The organism is Pseudomonas sp. B111 (assembly GCF_026428275.1).
Taxonomy (GTDB): Bacteria; Pseudomonadota; Gammaproteobacteria; order Pseudomonadales; family Pseudomonadaceae; genus Pseudomonas; species Pseudomonas aeruginosa.
In genome coordinates this window covers 5,040,874-5,061,678 of the sequence record NZ_CP097857.1, presented here as the reverse complement: position 1 = coordinate 5,061,678, position 20,805 = coordinate 5,040,874, and the positions used below count along the sequence as shown (strand labels likewise).

Annotated in this window: 18 protein-coding genes; 14 read left to right on the top strand and 4 right to left on the bottom strand. The window is 65.1% G+C overall.

What is annotated here, in order from left to right:
- Both M6E97_RS23420 and M6E97_RS23415 read right to left on the bottom strand, forming a co-directional pair.
- The gene (locus M6E97_RS23420; protein WP_003096415.1) at positions 1-768 is read right to left on the bottom strand and encodes a substrate-binding periplasmic protein; all 768 of its coding nucleotides are present in this window, start codon (positions 766-768) and stop codon (positions 1-3) included.
- Between the two features lie 132 nt (positions 769-900).
- Positions 901-1,176, bottom strand: coding sequence for a hypothetical protein (locus M6E97_RS23415; RefSeq protein WP_003114340.1), 276 nt, complete (start codon positions 1,174-1,176; stop codon positions 901-903).
- Between the two features lie 101 nt (positions 1,177-1,277).
- On the opposite strand from M6E97_RS23415, the gene M6E97_RS23410 reads away from it, so the two are divergent.
- From M6E97_RS23410 to M6E97_RS23385, 6 genes are all read left to right on the top strand, one after another.
- Positions 1,278-2,258, top strand: a complete 981-nt coding sequence (locus tag M6E97_RS23410; RefSeq protein ID WP_003096411.1) for a magnesium transporter CorA family protein — start codon at positions 1,278-1,280, stop codon at positions 2,256-2,258.
- Positions 2,259-2,550: 292 nt separating this feature from the next.
- The gene (locus M6E97_RS23405; RefSeq protein ID WP_003083317.1) at positions 2,551-3,069 is read left to right on the top strand and encodes an Hcp family type VI secretion system effector; all 519 of its coding nucleotides are present in this window, start codon (positions 2,551-2,553) and stop codon (positions 3,067-3,069) included.
- A 199-nt stretch (positions 3,070-3,268) separates the two neighbouring features.
- Positions 3,269-5,311 (top strand): type VI secretion system tip protein VgrG, encoded by a 2,043-nt coding sequence (locus M6E97_RS23400; protein ID WP_087937111.1) that lies wholly within the window; start codon positions 3,269-3,271, stop codon positions 5,309-5,311.
- Entirely contained in the window at positions 5,301-6,182 is an 882-nt protein-coding gene (locus M6E97_RS23395) for a DUF4123 domain-containing protein (protein ID WP_033937931.1), read from the top strand. The genes M6E97_RS23400 and M6E97_RS23395 overlap by 11 nt, the downstream gene beginning before the upstream one ends.
- On the top strand, positions 6,179-9,703 hold the full coding sequence (locus tag M6E97_RS23390; RefSeq protein ID WP_033937927.1) for a toxin VasX: 3,525 nt from the start codon (positions 6,179-6,181) through the stop codon (positions 9,701-9,703). The genes M6E97_RS23395 and M6E97_RS23390 overlap by 4 nt, the downstream gene beginning before the upstream one ends.
- Entirely contained in the window at positions 9,687-10,829 is a 1,143-nt protein-coding gene (locus M6E97_RS23385) for a hypothetical protein (RefSeq protein WP_223724265.1), read from the top strand. Before M6E97_RS23390 ends, M6E97_RS23385 begins: the two co-directional genes overlap by 17 nt.
- A 130-nt stretch (positions 10,830-10,959) precedes the next feature.
- On the opposite strand, the gene argH is transcribed toward M6E97_RS23385, so the two are convergent.
- A complete protein-coding gene (argH, locus tag M6E97_RS23380) occupies positions 10,960-12,354 on the bottom strand; it encodes an argininosuccinate lyase (RefSeq protein ID WP_033937925.1) in 1,395 nt (464 codons plus the stop codon).
- Between the two features lie 224 nt (positions 12,355-12,578).
- On the opposite strand from argH, the gene algZ reads away from it, so the two are divergent.
- The 8 genes from algZ (at position 12,579) to rsd (ending at position 20,033) form a co-directional block, all read left to right on the top strand.
- Entirely contained in the window at positions 12,579-13,655 is a 1,077-nt protein-coding gene (algZ, locus tag M6E97_RS23375; protein WP_003096404.1) for an alginate biosynthesis two-component system sensor histidine kinase AlgZ, read from the top strand.
- Between the two features lie 4 nt (positions 13,656-13,659).
- Positions 13,660-14,406 carry an alginate biosynthesis regulator AlgR gene (algR, locus tag M6E97_RS23370; protein ID WP_003096397.1) on the top strand — a complete coding sequence of 249 codons (747 nt, stop codon included), beginning with the start codon at positions 13,660-13,662 and terminating at the stop codon, positions 14,404-14,406.
- A 108-nt stretch (positions 14,407-14,514) separates the two neighbouring features.
- Entirely contained in the window at positions 14,515-15,456 is a 942-nt protein-coding gene (gene hemC / locus M6E97_RS23365) for a hydroxymethylbilane synthase (protein ID WP_003096396.1), read from the top strand.
- Positions 15,453-16,208: a uroporphyrinogen-III synthase gene (locus M6E97_RS23360; protein ID WP_033937923.1), complete on the top strand. Its 756-nt coding sequence runs from the start codon at positions 15,453-15,455 to the stop codon at positions 16,206-16,208. The genes hemC and M6E97_RS23360 overlap by 4 nt, the downstream gene beginning before the upstream one ends.
- Before the next feature lie 26 nt (positions 16,209-16,234).
- Positions 16,235-17,365, top strand: a complete 1,131-nt coding sequence (locus M6E97_RS23355) for a uroporphyrinogen-III C-methyltransferase (RefSeq protein WP_016254033.1) — start codon at positions 16,235-16,237, stop codon at positions 17,363-17,365.
- Entirely contained in the window at positions 17,362-18,600 is a 1,239-nt protein-coding gene (locus M6E97_RS23350; RefSeq protein ID WP_003096390.1) for a heme biosynthesis protein HemY, read from the top strand. Before M6E97_RS23355 ends, M6E97_RS23350 begins: the two co-directional genes overlap by 4 nt.
- 179 nt (positions 18,601-18,779) lie before the next feature.
- On the top strand, positions 18,780-19,271 hold the full coding sequence (locus tag M6E97_RS23345; RefSeq protein WP_003099230.1) for a disulfide bond formation protein B: 492 nt from the start codon (positions 18,780-18,782) through the stop codon (positions 19,269-19,271).
- 279 nt (positions 19,272-19,550) lie between these two features.
- The gene (gene rsd / locus M6E97_RS23340; protein WP_003120370.1) at positions 19,551-20,033 is read left to right on the top strand and encodes a sigma D regulator; all 483 of its coding nucleotides are present in this window, start codon (positions 19,551-19,553) and stop codon (positions 20,031-20,033) included.
- 61 nt (positions 20,034-20,094) lie between these two features.
- Here rsd and M6E97_RS23335 read toward each other — a convergent pair whose 3' ends face one another.
- On the bottom strand, positions 20,095-20,724 hold the full coding sequence (locus M6E97_RS23335) for an FKBP-type peptidyl-prolyl cis-trans isomerase (protein WP_023092749.1): 630 nt from the start codon (positions 20,722-20,724) through the stop codon (positions 20,095-20,097).
- Between the last annotated feature and the right edge of the window lie 81 nt (positions 20,725-20,805).

The following is a 20,805-nucleotide window of genomic DNA, read 5'->3' as shown; positions in this document are numbered from 1 at the left end:
CTAGGGCGTAGCGTCGGCGGCCTGGCTCCAGCCGTCGAGGATCTTCTGGTACTCGCCGCTGGCGAGGATGCGCTGCATACCGAGGTCGAAGCGTTCGAGCAGATGCTCGGCCTGCGGGTGGCGGCGCGAGAACGACAGGTACAGCTCCGGGCGGTGGACCGTGGCCACCGGCTGGAACTGGCCTTCCAGTTCGGGATGTTCGCTGAACAACTGGCGAGCCGTATTGCGGTAGGCCAGGGCGTAGTCGACGCGGCCGCGCTGGAGCATGAGGAAACCGTAGTAGTCCTTGCGCACCGGGATGCGCACCAGGTCGTGGCGGCGATCGAAGCCGTCGCCGTATTCATAGCCGAGGGTCACCGCGACTTTCCGTCCGCTCAGCGCCTGCTCCGCATTCACCGGCCGCGCTTCGTCGCGTCGCGCCCAGAGCTGGATCTCCGCGCGGAACAACGGATGCCGGGGCAGACGGTAGTCGGCGAGGATGTGTGGGTTCGGCGAGGTGTTGAAGCAGCCGGCGATCAAGCCTTTCAGGGCCAGCTTCATGCAGCGGGAGTAGGGGTAGGGATTGAGCTGGACCGGCGTGTCCGCAGCCCTGAAGGCGGCCCGCACGATGTCCGCGCTCATGCCCTGGATGCGGCCGTCCTTGTAGGCGGTATAGGGATACCAGTCGTCTTCGGCGCCGAGCACCAGGGGTTCTGTCGGGACGGCCGCTGCCGGGCCGGAAAGGGCCAGCAGCAGGCAGATGGGCAGGAAGTGGAACCAGGATCGCATCCGGTATCGCTCCGCGAAAGCAGGTGGCACGGAGAGTGGGCGCCACCTTTCTACCAGAGCGGCAGGCGTTTGGCGAAACAAAACCGTATGGATACGAGGGGCATTCGCCGGCACCAGTCGGCCCGGCTCCGCTCATTCGTCGTCCGGCAACGTCGGCAGGGCACGCAGCGCATGCTCGTAGCCGGCGCTGTCGAAAGCGCGGTCGGCGGCGAGCATGGCGTTGATCTCGTGGGCCAGCACGTAGGCCATCATGCCCAGTGCCTCGTCGCGCTCGTAGCCGACCAGGGTCAGCTTGTTGAACACGGCGCGCGCCGCCGGCGGATTCTCGCTTTCGATCTGGTTCTCGATGGCCTGGATCAGTTTTTCCTCGGCGAAGCCGTCTTCCTGGTTGTCGTCCTGTTCGCTCATCGGGCGTTCCTCGTTCTGGCGCAAAGTACCGCTTGTGCGGCGGCGGGAAGTTGTCCACCCTGCTTGGCCAACGGATGGCCGCGAAGGTAGCGATACCCGACATGATCACCTATTACATCCTTTCCGGCGACCGCCTGGAGCGACGCCAGCACGACGATGCCCAGCGGGGGTTGCCGCCGGGCACCCTGTGGATCGACCTGCATCACCCGACCCCCGAAGAGGAGCGCCTGCTCGAATCCCACCTGCAGGTGAACATCCCGACCCGCGAGGAGATGGCCGAGATCGAGGATTCGTCGCGCTTCTACGAGGACGGCAACGTCCTCTACATGACCACTTCGGTGGTCGGCGGGATCACCGAGCACCGGCCGAGCACAGAGGAAGTGACCTTCGTACTCAGCGAGAAATGGCTGATTACCGTGCGCTACGCCGACCTGCGTTCGTTCCGCGAGTTCGAGAACCGTTGCATCCGCCAGCTCGACGCCAACCGCAGCAGCACCCAGTTGTTCGCCCTGATGATGGACAGCCTGGTGGACCGCATCGCCGACGTGTTGGAGGCCGTACAGGGGCAACTGAGCAGCATGTCGCGGGAGATCTTCGCCGAGTCCACCGCCCAGACCCGCAAGCCGAAGACCGACCTGCAGCAGATCATCAAGCACCTCGGGCGCAGCAGCTCGCTGCTGTCCAAGCTCAACGACAGCCTGCTCAGCATCAATCGGATGAACAGCTATTTCCGCCAGGGTTGCAACGGCTGGCTTTCCGAGCCGGCCAAGGTGCTGGCGAAGACCGTGGAGCGCGACGTGCGCTCGCTGGACGAGTACCTGGCGAAGATGTCCACCGAGATCAACTTCCTCCTCGACGCGACCCTTGGCCTGATCAACATCGAGCAGAACAGCATCATCAAGGTGTTCTCCATCGCTGCCGTACTGTTCCTGCCGCCGACCCTGGTGGGCACGGTCTACGGCATGAACTTCAAGGACATGCCCGAGCTGGACTGGTCCATCGGCTATCCGATGGCGCTGGGGATGATGGTGGTATCGGCGATCCTTCCGTACCTCTGGTTCAAGTTCAAGAACTGGCTCTGAGGCACTCGGCAGGTGTGCAACTTTTTGCTGGATAACTTCGGGAAAAGCTGTGGATACAACGCCGGGGCCAAGGTCTGGCGGGGTCTTCGATGAAGTGAGCAAGTTCTTGCATAGCACTGTGCAACAACTTGCTCACTTTTTCGGGATAAACCCGGGGAAAAACGTTCGTGCGGGCCGGGAAAGTCTTCAACAAATTGATTTAAAAGGTAAATATTTTATTGGCACGAAGCTTGTTGGGTAGCTGCCGCACCAGGACATGTCGTCCCGGCTACCACTGACAAGGAATGCATCCATGGCAACACCCGCCTATATGTCCATCACCGGCACCAAGCAGGGCCTGATCACCGCCGGCGCCTTCACCGAGGATTCGGTCGGCAACACCTACCAGGAAGGCCACGAGGACCAGGTGATGGTCCAGGGCTTCAACCACGAAGTGATCATCCCGCGCGACCCGCAGTCCGGCCAGCCGACCGGCCAGCGCGTGCACAAGCCGGTGGTCATCACCAAGGTCTTCGACAAGGCCTCGCCGCTGCTGCTGGCCGCCCTGACCTCCGGCGAGCGCCTGACCAAGGTCGAGATCCAGTGGTACCGCACCTCCGCCGCCGGCACCCAGGAGCACTACTACACCACCGTCCTGGAAGACGCGATCATCGTCGACATCAAGGACTACATGCACAACTGCCAGGACCCGGGCAACGCCCACTTCACCCACCTGGAAGACGTGCACTTCACCTACCGCAAGATCACCTGGACCCACGAAGTCTCCGGCACCTCCGGCTCCGACGACTGGCGCTCCCCGGTCGCCGGCTGAGCCGCGGCCGCCGCACGCGGCCAGCCTCGCTGGCCGTCGTGCCCTCGATGACCCATAGCGCCGTGGCCAGGAAAGCCCGCGCCGGGTCGATGCCGCTTTGTTTGTTGTAGGCAGCTTCCGATCGAGCCTGCGCGCCCTTGTCTCGCCCGCGCCAGGCAGGACAATCGAATCGGTCGCCTGCGCCAGTGAGGGACAACGGATGTTCGCAGCAGCCAACCAGACCCATTTCAGCCTCGCCATCGACGGCCTCGCCCTCGACCTGCAGGTGCTCTCCTTCAGCGGCCGCGAAGCCATCAGCCAGCCGTTCGCCTTCGACCTGGAGCTGGTCGGCGAACGCCCCGTGCCGGACCTCGAAAGCCTGCTGCACAAACCCGCCTTCCTTACCCTCGGGCCCGCCGGCAACGGTATCCACGGCCTGGTGCGCAGCGCCGGACAGGGCGACTCGGGCAAGCGCCTGACCCGCTACCGCATCACCCTCGTCCCGCAACTGGCCTACCTCGCCCAACGCACCAACCAGCGCATCTTCCAGCACCTCACGGTGCCGCAGATCGTCGGCCGGGTGCTGGAGGAACACGGCATCCTCGCCGACGCCTACCGCTTCCAGCTCGGCACCCGCTACCCCGAGCGCGAATACTGCGTGCAGTACGACGAGAGCGACCTGCAGTTCGTCCAGCGCCTGTGCTGCGAGGAGGGCATCCACTTTCATTTCCAGCACAGCGCCACGGCGCACCTGCTGGTGTTCGGCGACGACCAGACGGTGTTCCCGCGGCTCGCGCCGGTGGCCTACCAGCAGGACTCCGGCCTGGTCGCCGACCGGCCGGCGGTCAAGCGCTTCGGCGTACGCCTGGAAACCCGCACCAGCCGCGTCACCCGCCGCGACTACGACTTCGAGAAACCGCGCCTGACGCTGGAAAGCGCCGCCCGCGGCGAAGCCCGGCCGGACCTCGAGGACTACGACTATCCCGGTCGCTTCGTCGACCGCGAGCGCGGCAAGCACCTGGCCAGGCGTGCCCTCGAACGGCAGCGCAGCGACTACCGCCTGGCCGAGGGCCGCAGCGACCAACCGTTGCTGCTCAGCGGCCACTTCCTGCCGCTGGCCGCCCATCCCCAGGCGGGCTGGAACGACCTCTGGCTGCTCACCGAGGTGATTCACGAGGGGCGGCAGCCGCAGGTGCTGGAAGAAAGCATCGTCTCCGACACCTCGGCGAGCCCGGACGACTTCCGGCAGGGTTACCGCAACCGCTTCCAGGCCACGCCCTGGGAGGCGTTCTTCCGTCCTCCGCTGACACCGCCGAAGCCGCGCATCCTCGGCACGCAGAGCGCGGTGGTGACCGGTCCGAAGGGCGAGGAAATCCACTGCGACCGCTACGGTCGGGTGAAGGTGCAATTCCACTGGGATCGCGAGGGCCAGGCCGACGACAGCAGCAGTTGCTGGTTACGCGTTGCCTCCGGCTGGGCGGGAAGGAACTACGGCGCCATCGCCATCCCGCGGGTCGGCATGGAGGTGCTGGTGACCTTCCTCGAAGGCGACCCCGACCAGCCGCTGGTCACCGGCTGCCTGTTCCACAGGGAACATCCGGTGCCCTACGAACTGCCGGCGCACAAGACCCGCAGCGTCTTCAAGAGCCTCAGCAGTCCTGGCGGCGGTGGCTACAACGAGCTGCGCATCGAGGACCGCAAGGGCCAGGAGCAGATCTTCGTCCATGCCCAGCGCGACTGGGACGAAAACATCGAGCACGACCAGAAGATCCGCGTCGGTCACCAACGCCACGACACCGTGGAGGCGAACAGCTACAGCGAGTTCAAGGCCGAGGAACACCGCACCACCCACGCCGAGCGCAAGGTGGAGGTCCGCGCCAGCGACCACCTCACCGTAGCCAACGACCAGCACCTGAAGATCGCCAGCGGCCAGTTCGTCGAGGCCGGCCAGGAGATCCACCTGAGCAGCGGCCTGAAGGTGGTGCTGGAGGCCGGCGCCGAACTGACCCTCAAGGGCGGCGGCAGCTTCCTCAAGCTCGACGCCAGCGGCGTGACCCTCTCCGGGGCCAACGTCCGGGTCAACTCCGGCGGCAGCCCGGGCAACGGCAGCGGCGCGGCGCCGCTGTTGCCGGGGGCGCTGCGGCAGGCCGATAGCGACAAGGCCGGCGCCCTGCTGATCCGCGCGCAGCGCCAGGCATTGCTGCAGAAGAAACCGATCTGCGCCATCTGCGAAGCGGCCAGGGCGAAAACCGATGCGCACTGAACCGATGCTGCCCGCCTTGCCCGCCGACCTGCCCTGGACGCTGAATGCCTACCTGCTGCTCGATGGCGTCAGCGTCATGGAACTGCCGCACAAGCTCTACCAATGGAGCGATACTCCGACCTTCGAGCCGCTGTACCACGACAGCCGCTGGCAGGAACTGCTGGACCTGTCGCCCTGCCTGGTCGCCCTCGACGGCCGCCAGGACCCTATCCTGCAGGCGTTCCTCGACAACGCCGCACAGGAATGGGGCTACCTGCTCTTCGCCCAGGTCAGCTTGCCGACCCTGTCGCAGCACCTGCGGGGCCTTCTGTGCGTCCAACCTCCCCATGGCGAGCCGGTGCTGCTGCGCCTGGCCGACCCGGCAGTGATGCATAGCCTGCTGGAACATGAACGCATGGAACTGTTCGGTCCGATCGAGCAGGCATGTGCTCCAGATGCCCTGGAAATCCGCTGGTGGCAACACCGGCGAAGCGGTTCGGCGATCGCTCGCGACCGCACGCAGCCCTACCGTCTGAGCGAGGCCGAATTCGATGCACTTGGCGAAGTCAGCTTCCGCCAGACCCTCATGGACATGGATCGCCACATGAATCTGTATTTCCCCGGCTATCGCCCGGCCCTGTGCGGCCGAGAGCGCTTCCAGCACCTGCGTATGCTGGCCGAGCAGGCCTACCGTCGTGGGATGTGCTCGGCGCGGGACATCCTGCTCTACGCCAATATCTTCGGCTACCTGGGCGAGGATGCGCTGGACGCGCATGCGGACATCGCCGTGCTGCTCGATGGTCCCTCCAGCCAATCCCCGGCGCAGCGGGTGGCCGCTGCGGCCGAGCTGGCGGAGCGTCGCGCCGCCGAGACAGAAAGGATGCATTCATGACTGCGCAGGCCACACCCCGGCGAGACAGCGCCAACCTGGCGGCAAACGAAGCCTCGTCCAGCGATAGTCGTTCGCCGAGCGGCACCTGTCCGTTGATGAACGCCAAGGTGCAGCTGTTGCCGCTGCGCTACGGTTTGACCGAAGGAGTCGATCCGAGCGCCGAGCTGGCGATGCCTTTCGCCCTGAAAAGCCGGCCGCTGGGTCTGCGGCTGGTGCGCAATGGCTATCTCTACGTGATCGACGGCGGAACCGGAAAGCTGCACGAATACGGCATCGACAAGGGCGCTATCGACAAGCTGCTGTGGCAGGACGCCGAGGTTCGCGCCGACATACGCAGCCGCGCGGTCGGCGAGCCCCAACTGGTCTTTCCCCGTACCAGCATCCTGTACGTGGCCTATTCGGAGCTGCAATGGACCGCGCGCAAGTGCATGCAGGTGCTCGCCAGTCCGAAGGACCGCGAGCACTTCATGCAGGCCGTCGATCTGCGCCGCGCCGACCCGCAGCAGGGGGGGCCGCATCTGCTGACCCGACGGCAGGCGGAAACCTGGCTGGCCGAAGTGGTGCAGAACAAGGTGCATCGCGACGAGCAGGGCCAGCAGCGCTTCCCGCCCCACCAGCAGCGCCCGGCCAGTCCACCCGCCGCCCATCCGGACGAACGACGCGACTACGTCTGGGAGGATCCGCCGCTGTTCCGCGATACCCAGCTCGGCGAGTTGACTGCGCAGGTACTCCCGCAGTACGAGCATGATGCCCTGTTCCTGGCGCTGCGCGACGACATCGGTGTGATGCGCGACCTAGCCGCCTACCAGGACGAAGTGGTCGGCTGGCTCGAGGAGTGGCTGCAGGGCGGCGCCCAGGCCGGGGCCAACGAGCGCGACTACGTGATCGCCTGCTACATCGAGTCGTTGACCCAGATCCGCGCCGCGGAACTGCCCAAGCTGGCCGACGAGGGTGACCAGCCGCTGTTCGACGATCTCGACCGGCTGCCACCTCCCGAGCGGGAGCGATCGCGCCAGGCCTTGCTGGACTACCTCAACGGCGAGCCGTTGCCGAAGCCGATGGACCCAGCCATGCCGGAGCCGTTGCACAGACCTGTGGAGCGACACTTCACCAAGCGGAAAATGGCGGCTGCCGATCCGGCCTTCGTCGAACGCAACCTGGACGCCCTGATCCGCCTGAAGAAGAGCCACGGCGAAAAGGTCGATGACGCGCTGCATGGCGCCAAATTCGGCCAGCGTGGCATCGACGACCTGATCGACCGTCCCGCCATGGATGCCTTCCTCGCCGCCAACAGGCCCAACCTGGCGCGCTGGAACGCCCTGCTCGAGCAGATCAGCGCAGACCGCACGCAGATGCTTACCGAGCAGCGATTCCATCGCGCCGCCTGGTACTACGATTTCCAGCAGGCCGAGCAATTGGGACTGGCCTTCGCCACCCAGTACGCCTGCCTGAAGGATATCTGCCGCAGCGACGAGGCCAGCGAGGCCGTGCTCGCCTTCCTGGAGGAAAATCCGCAATACGATCGCCCATTGTTCCAGACTCTGCCGTTGAACACCCAGGCTGAACTGATCGCGCAATACGCGCAGCTCGGGCCGCCCGGCCATCTCTGGCTCTCCAAGCTGAAAGAGTGGGCGCAGCAGCGCGACTCGCTGGAGCTGGGCAAGCTGCCCGCTCTCGACGGCTTGCCGGAGGCCACCCGAGCGCTTGCCGACAGCGCCCAGGCCACGCTCAACCCGGCGTTGACCCTGGGCATCAGCCGGACCATGGAGGGCTTCTTCAAGAGCGTAGGCCAGCAGCAGGCGCCGGATCTCGACGCGCTGTTTCGCAAGCTGCCCAAGGCCCTTCCTGGTCGACTGCTCGACGCCGCGGTCCGCGAAGGGGTGACCTTCACCATTGCCAGCGAAGCGGAAAAGGCCTTCCTCCAGGCCGACCTGAAGGAAGTGCTCGAACAGCGCGCGGAACTGCGCCGGCTGGTCCGCCAGCGCAAGCAGGTGAAGAGCCAGGCCGGACACAAGTCGACGGACGCCCGCGCCCTGCTCGCCGACATCCAGCGTGTCCGCCTCCAGCTCAACGCCCTGGAGCCGCGCCTGGCCGCCGCCCTCAGCCCGATCGCCGAGCTTCCGGACAACAGCATCCGTCTCGCCGGTGCGACACCAGGCCGCGCCGGAATCACCTTGATCCTGCCGTCTGCACAGTTGCAGGAAGTTGCCAGTGGTATCCGTAACCTGCGCAATGGCTATAGCAGTGCAGCCGCGTTCAATAAGGTGGGGGATGGAATTGGTCTGGCTGTGTTTGTGGCGCAGTTTGTCAATATGGTGCAGGTATGGCGGGGGGTTATCGCGACTTCGCCGGATAAGCGTGAGCTAATGCCGCTGGCTGGTTCTATTTTCACCACAATATCTGCGGGCGTAGCGGCAGCTCAGGCCATTGCCGATACAGCTCTTCAGGCCAGAAGTGCTCAGTTGGCACAGGGGCTGCAGAACCACGCTGTGGAAGTTGCTCATGTACAAATGGGAAAACTGCACTTACGCCTAGGGTTTGTGGGATATGCGGCAGGTTTTTTTGCAGCAGCTGTTGCTACTCAAACCCACTATGGCGAGTGGCTTGGTGCTATACGCAGCGGAAATGCTCAAGCTCAGCAAGGTGCCGCTTTAGCTATGGTTGGCTCCAGCGGAATGCTGGCCAGCAGCGCCTACGGGGTATGGCATACGGGGTATGCTTTAAAAGGTGTGCTCAGGGCTGCAACACCTGCTGCCGAGCGTACAGCCTGGGCATTGGCTGGCACGCGACTTTCGAGCATATTTGCTCGATTCAATATCGCCGGTGCCATTTTCACCGCCCTCGAACTGGTAGGAACCTATTGGTATAACCGCAGTAATACCACGCCCCATGACGATTGGTTGCTCAGTACACCCTGGAGCCGCGACATCGGAGGGCGCCTGAACCAGTCCCTGGAAATCTATCAGCAACGACTTCTGGGGATCGTCCAGACGCCAAGAGGTGAGGTCAAGCACGCGAGTCATGGCAGTTGGTGGCGAGACCTGCTCTCCTCACCTGCCACTGCGGAGATCAGCCTAGCCTTGCCTGGTATCAGTCTGGGAGCACTGCAGCAGACCTTGGCCGGGCGCCCTGAAGTACGCTTGAGCCTGGCGGCCTACCGCATTCGTAGTGTGAAATACGAAAGAGGTTCGCCCATGGTGCGTTGGTTCCCCGTCACCGAAGTTGTCGGCGACAGTCTACAGGTCGCGTCCGCCGAACCGTTGGTGTTGCTGGTGCCGCGGCTAGCGCCGCTGGAGGGTGTGACCGGGGGCTCGGTCACGGAGGATCTATTACTGGCTGTACAGATCGAACGACTGAACCCGCAGGGTCAATATCATGCCGATCGGCACATGGTTCGCCTGTCGCCACACAGCGAAGGAGACTATCCTGCTTCGCCACAACGTATCCAGGGGCAGGAAGCATCCTGGATGCTAATTGACCCCCGTTTGCTGCCGGATTTTGCCGATGCTCCAGAACGATAAGCCCATGGATGTGCCGCCGTTGCGACTGATGGAGAGCCACCGAGCAGGTGATGTGGTTCCCTTTTCAAGCGGGCTGGTCAGTTATCTCGCGCCTTTACCTCTACCTACAGTCCAGCCCGCACAGGACTATTCTCATGCCGTGGGGGAAATGAATGATACTTATCTTGACTTCGGGACAGGGCTGCCCAATGCATTTGCCTGGCAGGTCAGATTAGGTGGCCCATTTACTCTCTGGATAATATCTGTTTTTTTAATTCCAACCCTAATGATGGTTGGCACGCCTTTGTTAGGTGGTGATATAAGCACGGCTAAACAGTTGGCTGTAGGGTTGTTTGATATAGGGATAACATATGGCTCGGGGTGTGCGCTGTTTGGCTTTCTTATCTTGTTAAGTGCATGGTGGTCCAGTCATATAAAGTATAAAAAGGTCATCCCTACTCGCTTCAATCGCCAGCGCCGCGAAGTTTGCTTCGTCCCAGAAAGCCACTCCGCCCCCATCTTCGTCCCCTGGGAGTCCCTATCGGCCTGGGTGATCCAGGCCCAGGGTGCCACCCAGTACGGCATCCAGCGCCAATACGGCATGGGTGTGGGCTTCCATCATGCCGCCAGCGGCGAGGACTTCTCCCTGGAGTTCCCTTGTGCCGGCCTGCCTCTGGCCATCGCCAACTGGGAGGCCGTCCGAGCCTATATGGAGCATGAGGTGCACAGCCTCAAGGAAATCCAGGACCCACTCGACCTGCAAGGCCCGGACGACCCGCCTCACGAGGGGCTGCACACCTTCCGCAATGCCCGCGCTCGTGCTCATCGTCGCTACCGGGAGGGTGAAGTAGGGCGTTGGTATATGGTCGGTTGGTATCTCTACCACGCAATGGATTTATGGACGCTGCCATTCCATCTAGTCGAATGGGAAATCCGCCGGGTCAAGCGCATGCAGCGCCAGGAGTTGCCCGAGGCCATGCGTGCCTGGTCACAGCCCCTGCCATCCGAACAGTGGGTCAGGCCCAGCGAGGAGCTGCAACGTCAGAGTCAACGGGTGAGGGCCTTGCGACAGCGTGATCCGCAACGCTCGATCATCGAGATATTTACCGAGGTACGGCGAGAGGCTTCGGCGACTGGCGTGCGCTGAGCGCCCGTCGTTTCCGGAAGCATAGCTGGCGGAGCGTCGTCGGCTGCGGAGGTGGGGGATACGGAGCGCTAAGGCTGCGCTCCGCGTGTCGCCCGACCCTGCTGGGTGCGAGGTCGGATTGTCGCAAGCCTCAGCGCTGGGCGAGCAACTGCCGGCCGTGGGCGACGGCGGCACGGACCTGGTTCGGCGCGGTGCCGCCGATATGGTCGCGGGCGTTGACCGAGCCTTCCAGGGTCAGCACGTCGAAGACGTCGGCGTCGATCTGCTCGCTGAAGCGGCGCAGTTCGTCGAGGCTCATCTCGGCGAGGTCCTTTCCGCTGTCCACGCCGTACTTCACTGCGTGGCCGACGATCTCGTGGCAGTCGCGGAACGGCAGGCCCTTGCGCACCAGGTAGTCGGCCAGGTCGGTGGCGGTGGAGAAACCGCGGCGTGCCGCCTCGCGCATGATCTCGCGCCGGGGCCGGATCGCCGGGACCATGTCGGCGAAGGCGCGCAGGCTGTCGCGCAGGGTGTCGGCGGCGTCGAACAGCGGTTCCTTGTCTTCCTGGTTGTCCTTGTTGTAGGCCAGCGGCTGGCCCTTCATCAGGGTCAGCAAGCCGGTGAGGGCGCCGAACACCCGGCCGGACTTGCCGCGTACCAGCTCCGGCACGTCGGGGTTCTTCTTCTGCGGCATGATCGAGGAGCCGGTGCAGAAGCGGTCGGGCAGGTCGATGAACTGGAACTGCGCGCTGGTCCACAGCACCAGCTCTTCCGAGAAGCGCGACAGGTGCATCATCGCCAGGCTGGCGGTGGCGCAGAATTCGATGGCGAAGTCGCGGTCGGAGACGCCGTCCAGGGAGTTGCCGCCAACCGCGTCGAAGCCCAGCAACTGGCAGGTGATCTCGCGCTGGATCGGGTAGGTGGTGCCGGCCAGGGCCGCCGAGCCGAGCGGCATGCGGTTGACCCGCTTGCGGCAGTCGACCAGGCGCTCGTAGTCGCGGCCGAGCATCTCGAACCAGGCCAGCAGGTGGTGGCCGAAGGTCACCGGCTGGGCGGTCTGCAGGTGGGTGAAACCGGGCATGATGGTGTCGGCTTCCGCTTCGGCCAGGCCCAGCAGGCCCTCCTGCAGGCGGGTGATCTCGGCGAGGATGGTGTCGATCTCGTCGCGTAGCCAGAGGCGGATGTCGGTGGCCACCTGGTCGTTGCGCGAGCGGCCGGTGTGGAGCTTCTTGCCGGTGACGCCGATGCGGTCGGTCAGGCGCGCCTCGATGTTCATGTGCACGTCTTCCAGGTCGACGCGCCAGTCGAAGCTGCCGGCTTCGATTTCCGCCTGGATCTGTTGCAGGCCGTCGACGATCGCATCGCGCTCGGCGTCGCTCAGCACGCCGACCTTGGCCAGCATCGTGGCGTGGGCGATGGAACCCATGATGTCGTGGCGGTAGAGACGCTTGTCGAAGTCGACGGAGGCGGTGAAACGGGCGACGAAGGCGTCGACGGGCTCGCTGAAGCGGCCGCCCCAGGACTGGTTGGTCTTCTCTACGCTCATGGTATCTCTCGCTGCAACAAGAAACGGACAGGCCGCGCGGCCTGCGTGACGGGCAAAGTGCGACGATGATAGCAGGCCGGGAGGAAAAACCGGCGGCTCGTCGACGAAGCCGGAACGAGCGCTGTTTCGCGGTTTTTTGCGGCAGATGGCATTTCGGTGCTTTATTTCGCCCGTACGCCCGCGGCTGTCTTGCGGGCGCCCCGGGCCTTGCGGAAACTCTGTCGATGCCTATCCGATTCAAGCCCGGCCGCTCGACCCGGCCGGCCGTCCAAGACGACTTCTTCATTCCCGAGCTCTGCGAAGCCGAAGCCCTGTTCACCCTGGTGCTGCTGGCGGAGCTGCTGGTGCTGGTGCTGGTGCTGGCGGAGCCGATGACGCCGAGCTTCAACTGGGTGCGCCTGGCCCTGGCGTCGCTGTTCGTGCAGTGGATCGTACTGCTCTCGGCGGCGCTGTTCTGCCGCCTGCGGCCATTGCTCGCGCGCCTGCCGGTGGCGCTGGCGGGGAGTGCCTGCTGCCTGTTGGTGGTGGCCCTCACCCTGGGCTGCACGGCGGTCGCCGAGCACTATCAACTGGGCGGAGAACTGACGCGTGCCGGCGAGGTCAATCTGTATCTGCGGCACGCGCTGATCGCGCTGATCATGTCCGCCCTGGTGCTGCGCTACTTTTACCTGCAGAGCCAGTGGCGCCGGCAGCAGCAGGCCGAGTTGCAGGCGCGCCTGGAATCGCTGCAGGCGCGGATTCGCCCGCACTTCCTGTTCAACAGCCTGAACAGCATCGCCAGCCTGATCGAGCTGGACCCGCTGAAGGCCGAGCATGCGGTGCTGGACCTGTCCGACCTGTTCCGGGCCAGCCTGGCGAAGCCCGGCACTTTAGTTTCCTGGGAGGAGGAACTGGCGCTGGCAAGGCGCTATCTTTCCATTGAGCAGTATCGTCTTGGCGATCGCCTGCAACTGGACTGGCAGGTGCACGGGGTGCCGGCCAACCTGCCGATCCCCCAACTGACCTTGCAGCCGCTGCTGGAAAATGCGCTTATCTATGGCATCCAGCCGCGGGTCGAAGGTGGCCTGGTGCAGGTCGAGGCGGTTTATCGTGAAGGAGTGTTCCAGCTATGTGTGAGCAACCCCTACGACGAGGCGCTCGAGTCGCCCCCGTCGAAAGGCACGCGACAGGCGTTACACAATATCGATGCACGACTTGGGGCACTTTTCGGGCCTAAAGCGAGTCTCAGCGTCGAGCGCCGTGACGGACGGCACTACACCTGTCTACGCTATCCATGTGCGCGACTCATGCAGGAAGCCTGAGCTTATGAATGTCCTGATTGTCGATGACGAACCTCTGGCGCGAGAGCGCCTGGCCCGATTGGTAGGGCAACTGGACGGCTATCGCGTCCTCGAGCCCTCGGCCAGCAATGGCGAAGAAGCGCTGACGCTGATCGACAGCCTCAAGCCCGATATCGTCCTGCTGGATATCCGCATGCCCGGTCTGGACGGCCTCCAGGTCGCGGCCAGACTCTGCGAGCGGGAAGCGCCGCCGGCTGTGATCTTCTGCACGGCCCATGACGAATTCGCCCTGGAAGCCTTCCAGGTCAGCGCCGTGGGCTACCTGGTCAAGCCGGTGCGCAGCGAAGACCTGGCCGAGGCGTTGAAGAAAGCCTCGCGACCGAACCGCGTGCAACTGGCCGCGCTGACCAAGCCCCCGGCCTCCGGCGGCAGCGGTCCGCGCAGCCACATCAGTGCACGGACCCGCAAGGGGATCGAGCTGATCCCGCTGGAAGAGGTGATCTTCTTCATTGCCGACCACAAGTACGTGACCTTGCGCCATGCGCAGGGCGAGGTGCTGCTGGACGAGCCGTTGAAGGCGCTGGAAGACGAGTTCGGCGAGCGCTTCGTGCGCATCCACCGCAACGCGCTGGTCGCCCGCGAACGGATCGAACGCTTGCAGCGTACGCCGCTGGGGCATTTCCAGCTCTACCTGAAAGGCCTCGACGGCGATGCACTGACCGTCAGCCGGCGGCACGTGGCCGGGGTCAGGCGTCTGATGCATCAGCTCTGACGGCGGTCGGCGGTTCGCCAGCGACCCGGGTGCGGCTATCGGGCCCAGCGTCCGCGCACTCGGGTTCGAACTGTTATCATGGGCGCATCCCTGTGCACGGAATATCCCATGTCGTCCCGCGAAATCCGCATCGCCACTCGCCAGAGCGCCCTCGCCTTGTGGCAGGCCGAATACGTCAAGGCGCGCCTGGAGCAGGCTCATCCTGGCCTGACCGTCACCCTGCTGCCGATGACCAGTCGCGGCGACAAGCTGCTCGACGCACCGCTGGCGAAGATCGGCGGCAAGGGCCTGTTCGTCAAGGAACTGGAAACCGCCCTGCTCGAAGGCGCCGCCGACATCGCGGTGCATTCGATGAAGGACGTGCCGATGGACTTTCCCGAGGGGCTCGGCCTCTACACCATCTGCGAGCGCGAAGACCCGCGTGACGCTTTCGTCTCGAACACCTACGCCAGCCTCGAGCAACTGCCCGCCGGCAGCGTGGTCGGCACCTCCAGCCTGCGCCGCCAGGCGCAGCTGCTGGCGCGCCGGCCGGACCTGCAGATCCGTTTCCTGCGGGGCAACGTCAATACCCGCCTGGCCAAGCTGGATGCCGGCGAATACGACGCGATCATCCTCGCCGCCGCCGGCCTGATCCGCCTCGGCTTCGAGTCGCGCATCCGCTCCTCGATCAATGTCGACGACAGCCTGCCCGCCGGCGGACAAGGCGCCGTCGGCATCGAATGCCGTACGGCCGACAGCGACCTGCATGCCTTGCTGGAACCCTTGCACCATACCGATACGGCTCTGCGGGTCACTGCCGAGCGCGCGCTGAACAAGCGACTCAACGGCGGTTGCCAGGTGCCGATCGCCTGCTACGCCATCCGCGAGGGCGACCAGCTGTGGCTGCGCGGCCTGGTCGGCCAGCCTGATGGCACCCAGTTGCTGCGCGCCGAGGGGCGGGCGCCACTGGCGGAAGCCGAGGCGCTGGGCGTGCGGGTGGCCGAGGACCTGCTGGAACAGGGCGCCGAAGCGATTCTCGAAGCCGTCTACGGCGAGGCCGGACATCCGTGATCGGCTGGCGGCTCCTGCTGACGCGCCCCGACGAGGAGTGCGCGGCGCTGGCCGCCAGCCTCGGCGAGGCGGGCGTCCATAGCAGCAGCCTGCCGCTGTTGGCGATCGATCCGCTGGAAGAAACCCCGGAGCAGCGTACGCTGATGCTCGACCTGGACCGCTACTGCGCGGTGGTGGTGGTCAGCAAGCCGGCGGCGCGCCTGGGACTGGAGCGGCTCGACCGCTACTGGCCGCAGCCGCCGCAGCAGACCTGGTGCAGCGTCGGCGCGGCGACCGCGGCGATCCTCGAGGCCTACGGCCTCGACGTAACCTACCCTGAACAGGGCGACGACAGCGAAGCGTTGCTGGCGCTGCCGACGTTCCAGGATTCCCTGCGCGTGCACGATCCGAAAGTGCTGATCATGCGCGGCGAAGGTGGCCGAGAATTCCTCGCCGAGCGCCTGCGCGGCCAAGGCGTGCAGGTGGACTACCTGCCACTCTACCGGCGCCGGGCTCCGGACTATCCGGCCGGAGAGCTGCTGGCAAGGGTGCGGGCGGAACGCCTGAACGGCCTGGTGGTCAGCAGTGGACAGGGTTTGCAAAATCTGTATCAGTTGGCGGCAGCCGATTGGCCCGAGATAGGCCGGTTGCCGCTGTTCGTACCCAGCCCGCGGGTCGCCGAGATGGCGCGCGAACTGGGTGCGCAACGGGTGATTGATTGCCGGGGCGCGAGCGCGCCGGCCTTGCTGGCGGCCCTGACGAGCGCCGCCTAGAACTTTCTTGACCAAAGGATGGACCTGTGAGCGAAGCAGTCACTCCCCAAGACGACGCAAGAACTTCCACTTCCACCCCTTCTCCCGTTGCACCCGATGCATCCAGGCGTTCCGGTACCGCCACCGGCCTGGCGTTGCTCGCCCTGCTGGTTGGCGTGGCGGGACTTGGCGCGGGTGGCTGGAGCTTCTGGCAGGTCCAGCAGTTGCAGGGCACCGAGCGCGACCAGCTGGCGCAGCTGGAAGATGCCCGTGGCAAGACCGAATCCCTGGCCCAGCGCAACCAGCAACTGGCTGCCCGCCTGGACGCTTTGCCCACCGCGGACGAACTGGAGGCCCGGCGACGCCTTGTGGTGGAGCTGCAGGGCGACCAGCAGCATCTTAGCGAGCAACTGAAGAAGATCCTCGGCCAGAGCCGCCAGCAATGGCGACTGGCCGAGGCCGAACACCTGCTGCGTCTGGCCAGTCTGCGCCTGTCCGCCTTGCAGGACGTGGGCAGCGCCACCGAACTGGTGCAGGGCGCCGATGACATCCTGCGCGCGCAGAACGATCCCGGCGCCTATGCCGCCCGCGCCAAGCTGGCGGCCAGCCTCGAGGCCCTGCGCGCGTTGCCGGAGCCGGACCGTACCGGGCTGTTCGTGCAACTGGCGGCGTTGCGCGAGCAGGTCAACCAGTTGCAACCGCTCACGCCGACCTTCAAGGAAGGCGAAAGCGGTGCCAGCAATGTCGCCTGGGGCGACGGCAACAGCACCTGGGAGCTGTGGTGGGAGAAGATCTCGCGCTACATCCGCATCGATTTCAATGCCGGCCAGGACATTCGTCCGCTGCTGGCCGGCGAGCAATTGGCGCAGGTGCGCCTGACCATCGGCCTGGCCCTGGAGCAAGCCCAGTGGGCGGCGCTGAATGGCAAGCAGGAAGTCTACGAGCAGGCGCTGAAGCAGGCCCAGGACGTGCTGGACGGCTATTTCAACGTAGAGCTGGCCGACAGCCGCGCGTTGAAGTTGCGTATCGATGAGTTGGCGAAGCAGCCGGTCACCGTGCAGGTCCCTGACCTCGCACCGGCCCTGAGCGCCTTGCAGGCCTACGTGTCGCGCCGCGAGGCCGCTGGCAACCTGGTGCCCGAGGCGCAGGCGGCTCCGGCCACGGAGGGCCGTCCATGAGACGCATCTACCTCCTGGTTCTGGCGGTGGTGCTGGTCGCCACGCTGGTTGGGCTGGCGATCTCCGAGCAGGCCGGCTATGTGCTGATCGCCTACAAGAGCTTCCGTTACGAATCCAGCCTGTGGTCGTTCCTCGCCCTGCTGGCGGTGGTCTGGCTGCTGGTGGTGCTGGTGCGACTGGTCCTGCGCCTGCTCGGCAGCTCGGGGCGGGTGGTCAACCCCTGGTCGCGCTACAACCGCCGGCGTCGCGTGCAGATGGCCGAGCACAGCGGCCTGCGCGATCTCGGCGAAGGCAACTGGCCGCAGGCACTGCGTCACTTGCGGCGGGCGGCGGAGATGGGCGAGCGGCCGCTGATGCATTACCTCGGCGCGGCGCGGGCCGCCAACGAACTCGAACGCTACGACGAGGCCGACGACCTGCTGAACCGGGCTCGCGAGCGCGAGCCGGACGCCCAATTGCTGGTCGGCCTGACCCGTGCGCAACTGCTGATCAATCGCGGCGACTACCCGCAGGCACGCAATACCCTCGAAGAGCTGCACGGGCTCCAGCCGCAGCACCGCACGGTATTGCGGCTGATGCAGCAGCTGTACGTCACCCAGCACGACTGGCAGGCCCTTTGCGTCCTGCTGCCGGAGCTGCGCAAGGAGCGTGTGCTGAAGGATTCCGAACTGCGCGACCTCGAACGCCGTGCCTGGGTGGCTTCCTTGCAGGAAGCCGGCGAGCGTGGACTGAACGAGGGCGAGACGGCGTTGCAGCCGCTGACCCAGCGCTGGCAGAACGTGCCTTCGGCGCTGCGTGCAGACCCGGCGATCGTCGCGGGCTATGCCGCCCAACTGCTTCGCCTGGGCGCCGAGGAAGAGGCTGAAGAAGTCCTCCGCCATGCGCTCAAGCAAGGCTTCGACGCGACCCTGGTGCAACTCTACGGGCAAGTGCGCGGGCGCGATCCGGGCAAGCAATTGCAGGCCGCGGAAGGTTGGCTCAAGGAACATCCGAACGATCCCGGCCTGCTGCTGACCCTGGGGCGCCTGTGCCTGATCAACAAGCTCTGGGGCAAGGCCCGGGAATACCTGGAGGCCAGCCTGAGCTTCCAGCGCAGTGCCGAGACCTGCGCCGAGCTGGGACGCCTGCTGGCGCAGCTCGGCGAGGTCGAGCGCAGCAACCAGTTGTTCCAGGAGGGCCTGGTCCTGCTCGATCGGCGTACTCCGGGGCTGCCCGTGGTGGTGGCGGGCATTTGAGCATGGGGAACGCCACCCGGCGTTCCCCGTTCGGCTCCATCGGCAGGACTGTGGCGGCTTGTCGCGGGCGCCCGGAATGATTCGGGATGTCTTGCCGCAGAGCTGCCTTGCGGCTTGAAACGGCCGGAGGCTTTCCACTACCGTAGGCGGCCTTTCCCCTGTGTACCTGTGGATCCGCCATGCCCCTGGCCAGCCCCCGTCAGCTTTTCCTTCTCGCGTTCCTGGCCTGCGTCGCCATCATGGGCGGGGCGCTGTACCTGGAACATGTGGTTGGCCTGGAGGCCTGCCCGCTGTGCGTCGTGCAGCGGATCTTCTTCATCCTGATCGGCCTGACCTGCCTCGCTGGCGCGATCCAGGGGCCCGGCCTGCGTGGGCGGCGTATCTACTCCGTGCTGGTGTTCCTGCTCGCTCTCGGCGGCGGGGCCACGGCCGCCCGCCAGGTATGGTTGCAGACCGTTCCGCTGGACCAACTGCCGGCCTGCCTGCCCAGCCTCGACTACATGATGCAGGCGCTTCCCTTCCAGGAAGTGATCCGCCTGGTCCTGCATGGCACCGCGGATTGTGCCCAGGTGAGCTGGACGCTGTTCACCCTGAGCATTCCGGAATGGAGCTTGCTGGCGTTCGTTGCCTATCTCGGTTTCTCCATCGTGCAGTTCCTCCGACGTGCCTGACGCGGGCTGTCCCGTGGCCTTTCGTCAGCTCTCGAGCGTCGGCCGTATCGATTTGGCGAAAACCAGAGCGGATGCGGGATACCGATCAAACATCCGTATGAATTTTTCTGTACGGGCGTCTTGATGGGGTCATCCCGGGGGCATAATCTGGCTTTCCGTAGCGCCGGAGTCCGCCCCTTGCACAGGCGTTCTCCCACAGAGCGCAGAGAGTGCGTCAGCAATGCGTCTCGGAGCGGACGATGATTCTCCGGGACGTCCGAAGAGGGAAGCGAGGACAACATGCTCGAAAGCTGCCGTAATGCCCAAGAGCGGTGGGGGGGCGTGCACCAACTGATCGATCGCTGGCTGCATGAGCGCCAGCAACTGGTGCAGGCCTTCGATGCCCTGAGCGGTATTCAGGCACCGGCGCCCAACGCCGAAGAACTCCAGCATTTCTGCCAATTGCTGCTGGACTACGTATCTGCCGGACACTTCGAGGTCTACGAGCAACTGACGGCGGAAGGCAAGGCCTTCGGCGATCAGCGTGGCCTGGAGCTGGCCAAGCAGATCTTCCCCCGGCTGGAAGCCATCACCGAATCCGCGCTGAACTTCAACGATCGCTGCGACAACGGCGATTGCCGTGAAGGAGCCTGCCTCATCGCGGAGCTGAAGGTCCTGCGGCAACAGTTGCACGAACGCTTCGAGCTGGAGGACTGCCTCATCGAAGTCCTGCACAACGCCCACAGCCAGAGCGGCGCAGAGGGTTCGGCAGTACCGGTCTGATTCACCGGCGAGTCGTTACGAAACGGCGCGTCTCCATGCGGGAGAGCGCCGTTTTTGCATTTCAGCGGACGCCCAGCAGGTCGATCTCGAAGACCAGCGGAGCGTCGGGCGGGATCAGGTCGCCAGCGCCTTCGTGGCCATAGGCTTGCGCCGAAGGAATCACCACTCGCCAGCGCGCGCCGACAGGCATCGCTCGCAATGCTGTGCGCCATCCCTCTATCACACTGTCCAGGGCGAACCACTCGGCGCTTTCGCTCTGGTCGAACACTTGACCGTCGGCGAGCAGGCCGCGGTAACGGACGTGTACCTGGGTTGCCGCGCCGATGCCGTTACCTTGGCCACGACGTAATTCGCTGACGAGGACGCCGCCGGTCAATTCGCGGACGCCGAAGCGGGCTTTTTCGTTGGCCAGGAAGCGGGCCTCGGCGGGTGTGATCCGCGGTGTTTCCGTCGTGGCGTTCTCGTGTTGCAGCAGAAGTTGTTCGATGCGTTCGGGGGGGATTTCAAGTGCCTCGCCGCGATAGGCCTGGCGCAGTCCGAGAAGTAGTTCGGATAGCTCTAGGTCGGGCATTTCCTGCTGTAGGCGCGTGCCCAGGCGGGCGCCTACGGCATAGGCCAGTTCGTCCTTGGGGGGCGCGGCGAAAAGCGGCAGCGGCAGTAGAAAAAGACCGATGAAAAGGCGGCGCGGCATGCGGTTTCTCCAGACGAATCGGCGGGCAATCCTGGCGCACGTCGCTTGTAGCACATCGAACCCGTTGGCGAGAGGGGGTGT

Excerpts from the sequence above, each read along its gene's own strand:
- M6E97_RS23400 (WP_087937111.1), top strand. The coding sequence starts at position 3,269 with ATGTTCGCAGCAGCCAACCAGACCCATTTCAGCCTCGCCATCGACGGC.
- M6E97_RS23350 (WP_003096390.1), top strand. The coding sequence starts at position 17,362 with ATGAGACGCATCTACCTCCTGGTTCTGGCGGTGGTGCTGGTCGCCACG.
- M6E97_RS23345 (WP_003099230.1), top strand. The coding sequence starts at position 18,780 with ATGCCCCTGGCCAGCCCCCGTCAGCTTTTCCTTCTCGCGTTCCTGGCC.
- M6E97_RS23410 (WP_003096411.1), top strand. The coding sequence starts at position 1,278 with ATGATCACCTATTACATCCTTTCCGGCGACCGCCTGGAGCGACGCCAG.
- argH (WP_033937925.1), bottom strand. The coding sequence starts at position 12,354 with ATGAGCGTAGAGAAGACCAACCAGTCCTGGGGCGGCCGCTTCAGCGAG.
- algR (WP_003096397.1), top strand. The coding sequence starts at position 13,660 with ATGAATGTCCTGATTGTCGATGACGAACCTCTGGCGCGAGAGCGCCTG.
- M6E97_RS23335 (WP_023092749.1), bottom strand. The coding sequence starts at position 20,724 with ATGCCGCGCCGCCTTTTCATCGGTCTTTTTCTACTGCCGCTGCCGCTT.
- M6E97_RS23390 (WP_033937927.1), top strand. The coding sequence starts at position 6,179 with ATGACTGCGCAGGCCACACCCCGGCGAGACAGCGCCAACCTGGCGGCA.
- M6E97_RS23385 (WP_223724265.1), top strand. The coding sequence starts at position 9,687 with ATGCTCCAGAACGATAAGCCCATGGATGTGCCGCCGTTGCGACTGATG.
- M6E97_RS23405 (WP_003083317.1), top strand. The coding sequence starts at position 2,551 with ATGGCAACACCCGCCTATATGTCCATCACCGGCACCAAGCAGGGCCTG.
- M6E97_RS23395 (WP_033937931.1), top strand. The coding sequence starts at position 5,301 with ATGCGCACTGAACCGATGCTGCCCGCCTTGCCCGCCGACCTGCCCTGG.
- hemC (WP_003096396.1), top strand. The coding sequence starts at position 14,515 with ATGTCGTCCCGCGAAATCCGCATCGCCACTCGCCAGAGCGCCCTCGCC.
- M6E97_RS23415 (WP_003114340.1), bottom strand. The coding sequence starts at position 1,176 with ATGAGCGAACAGGACGACAACCAGGAAGACGGCTTCGCCGAGGAAAAA.
- algZ (WP_003096404.1), top strand. The coding sequence starts at position 12,579 with ATGCCTATCCGATTCAAGCCCGGCCGCTCGACCCGGCCGGCCGTCCAA.
- M6E97_RS23420 (WP_003096415.1), bottom strand. The coding sequence starts at position 768 with ATGCGATCCTGGTTCCACTTCCTGCCCATCTGCCTGCTGCTGGCCCTT.
- rsd (WP_003120370.1), top strand. The coding sequence starts at position 19,551 with ATGCTCGAAAGCTGCCGTAATGCCCAAGAGCGGTGGGGGGGCGTGCAC.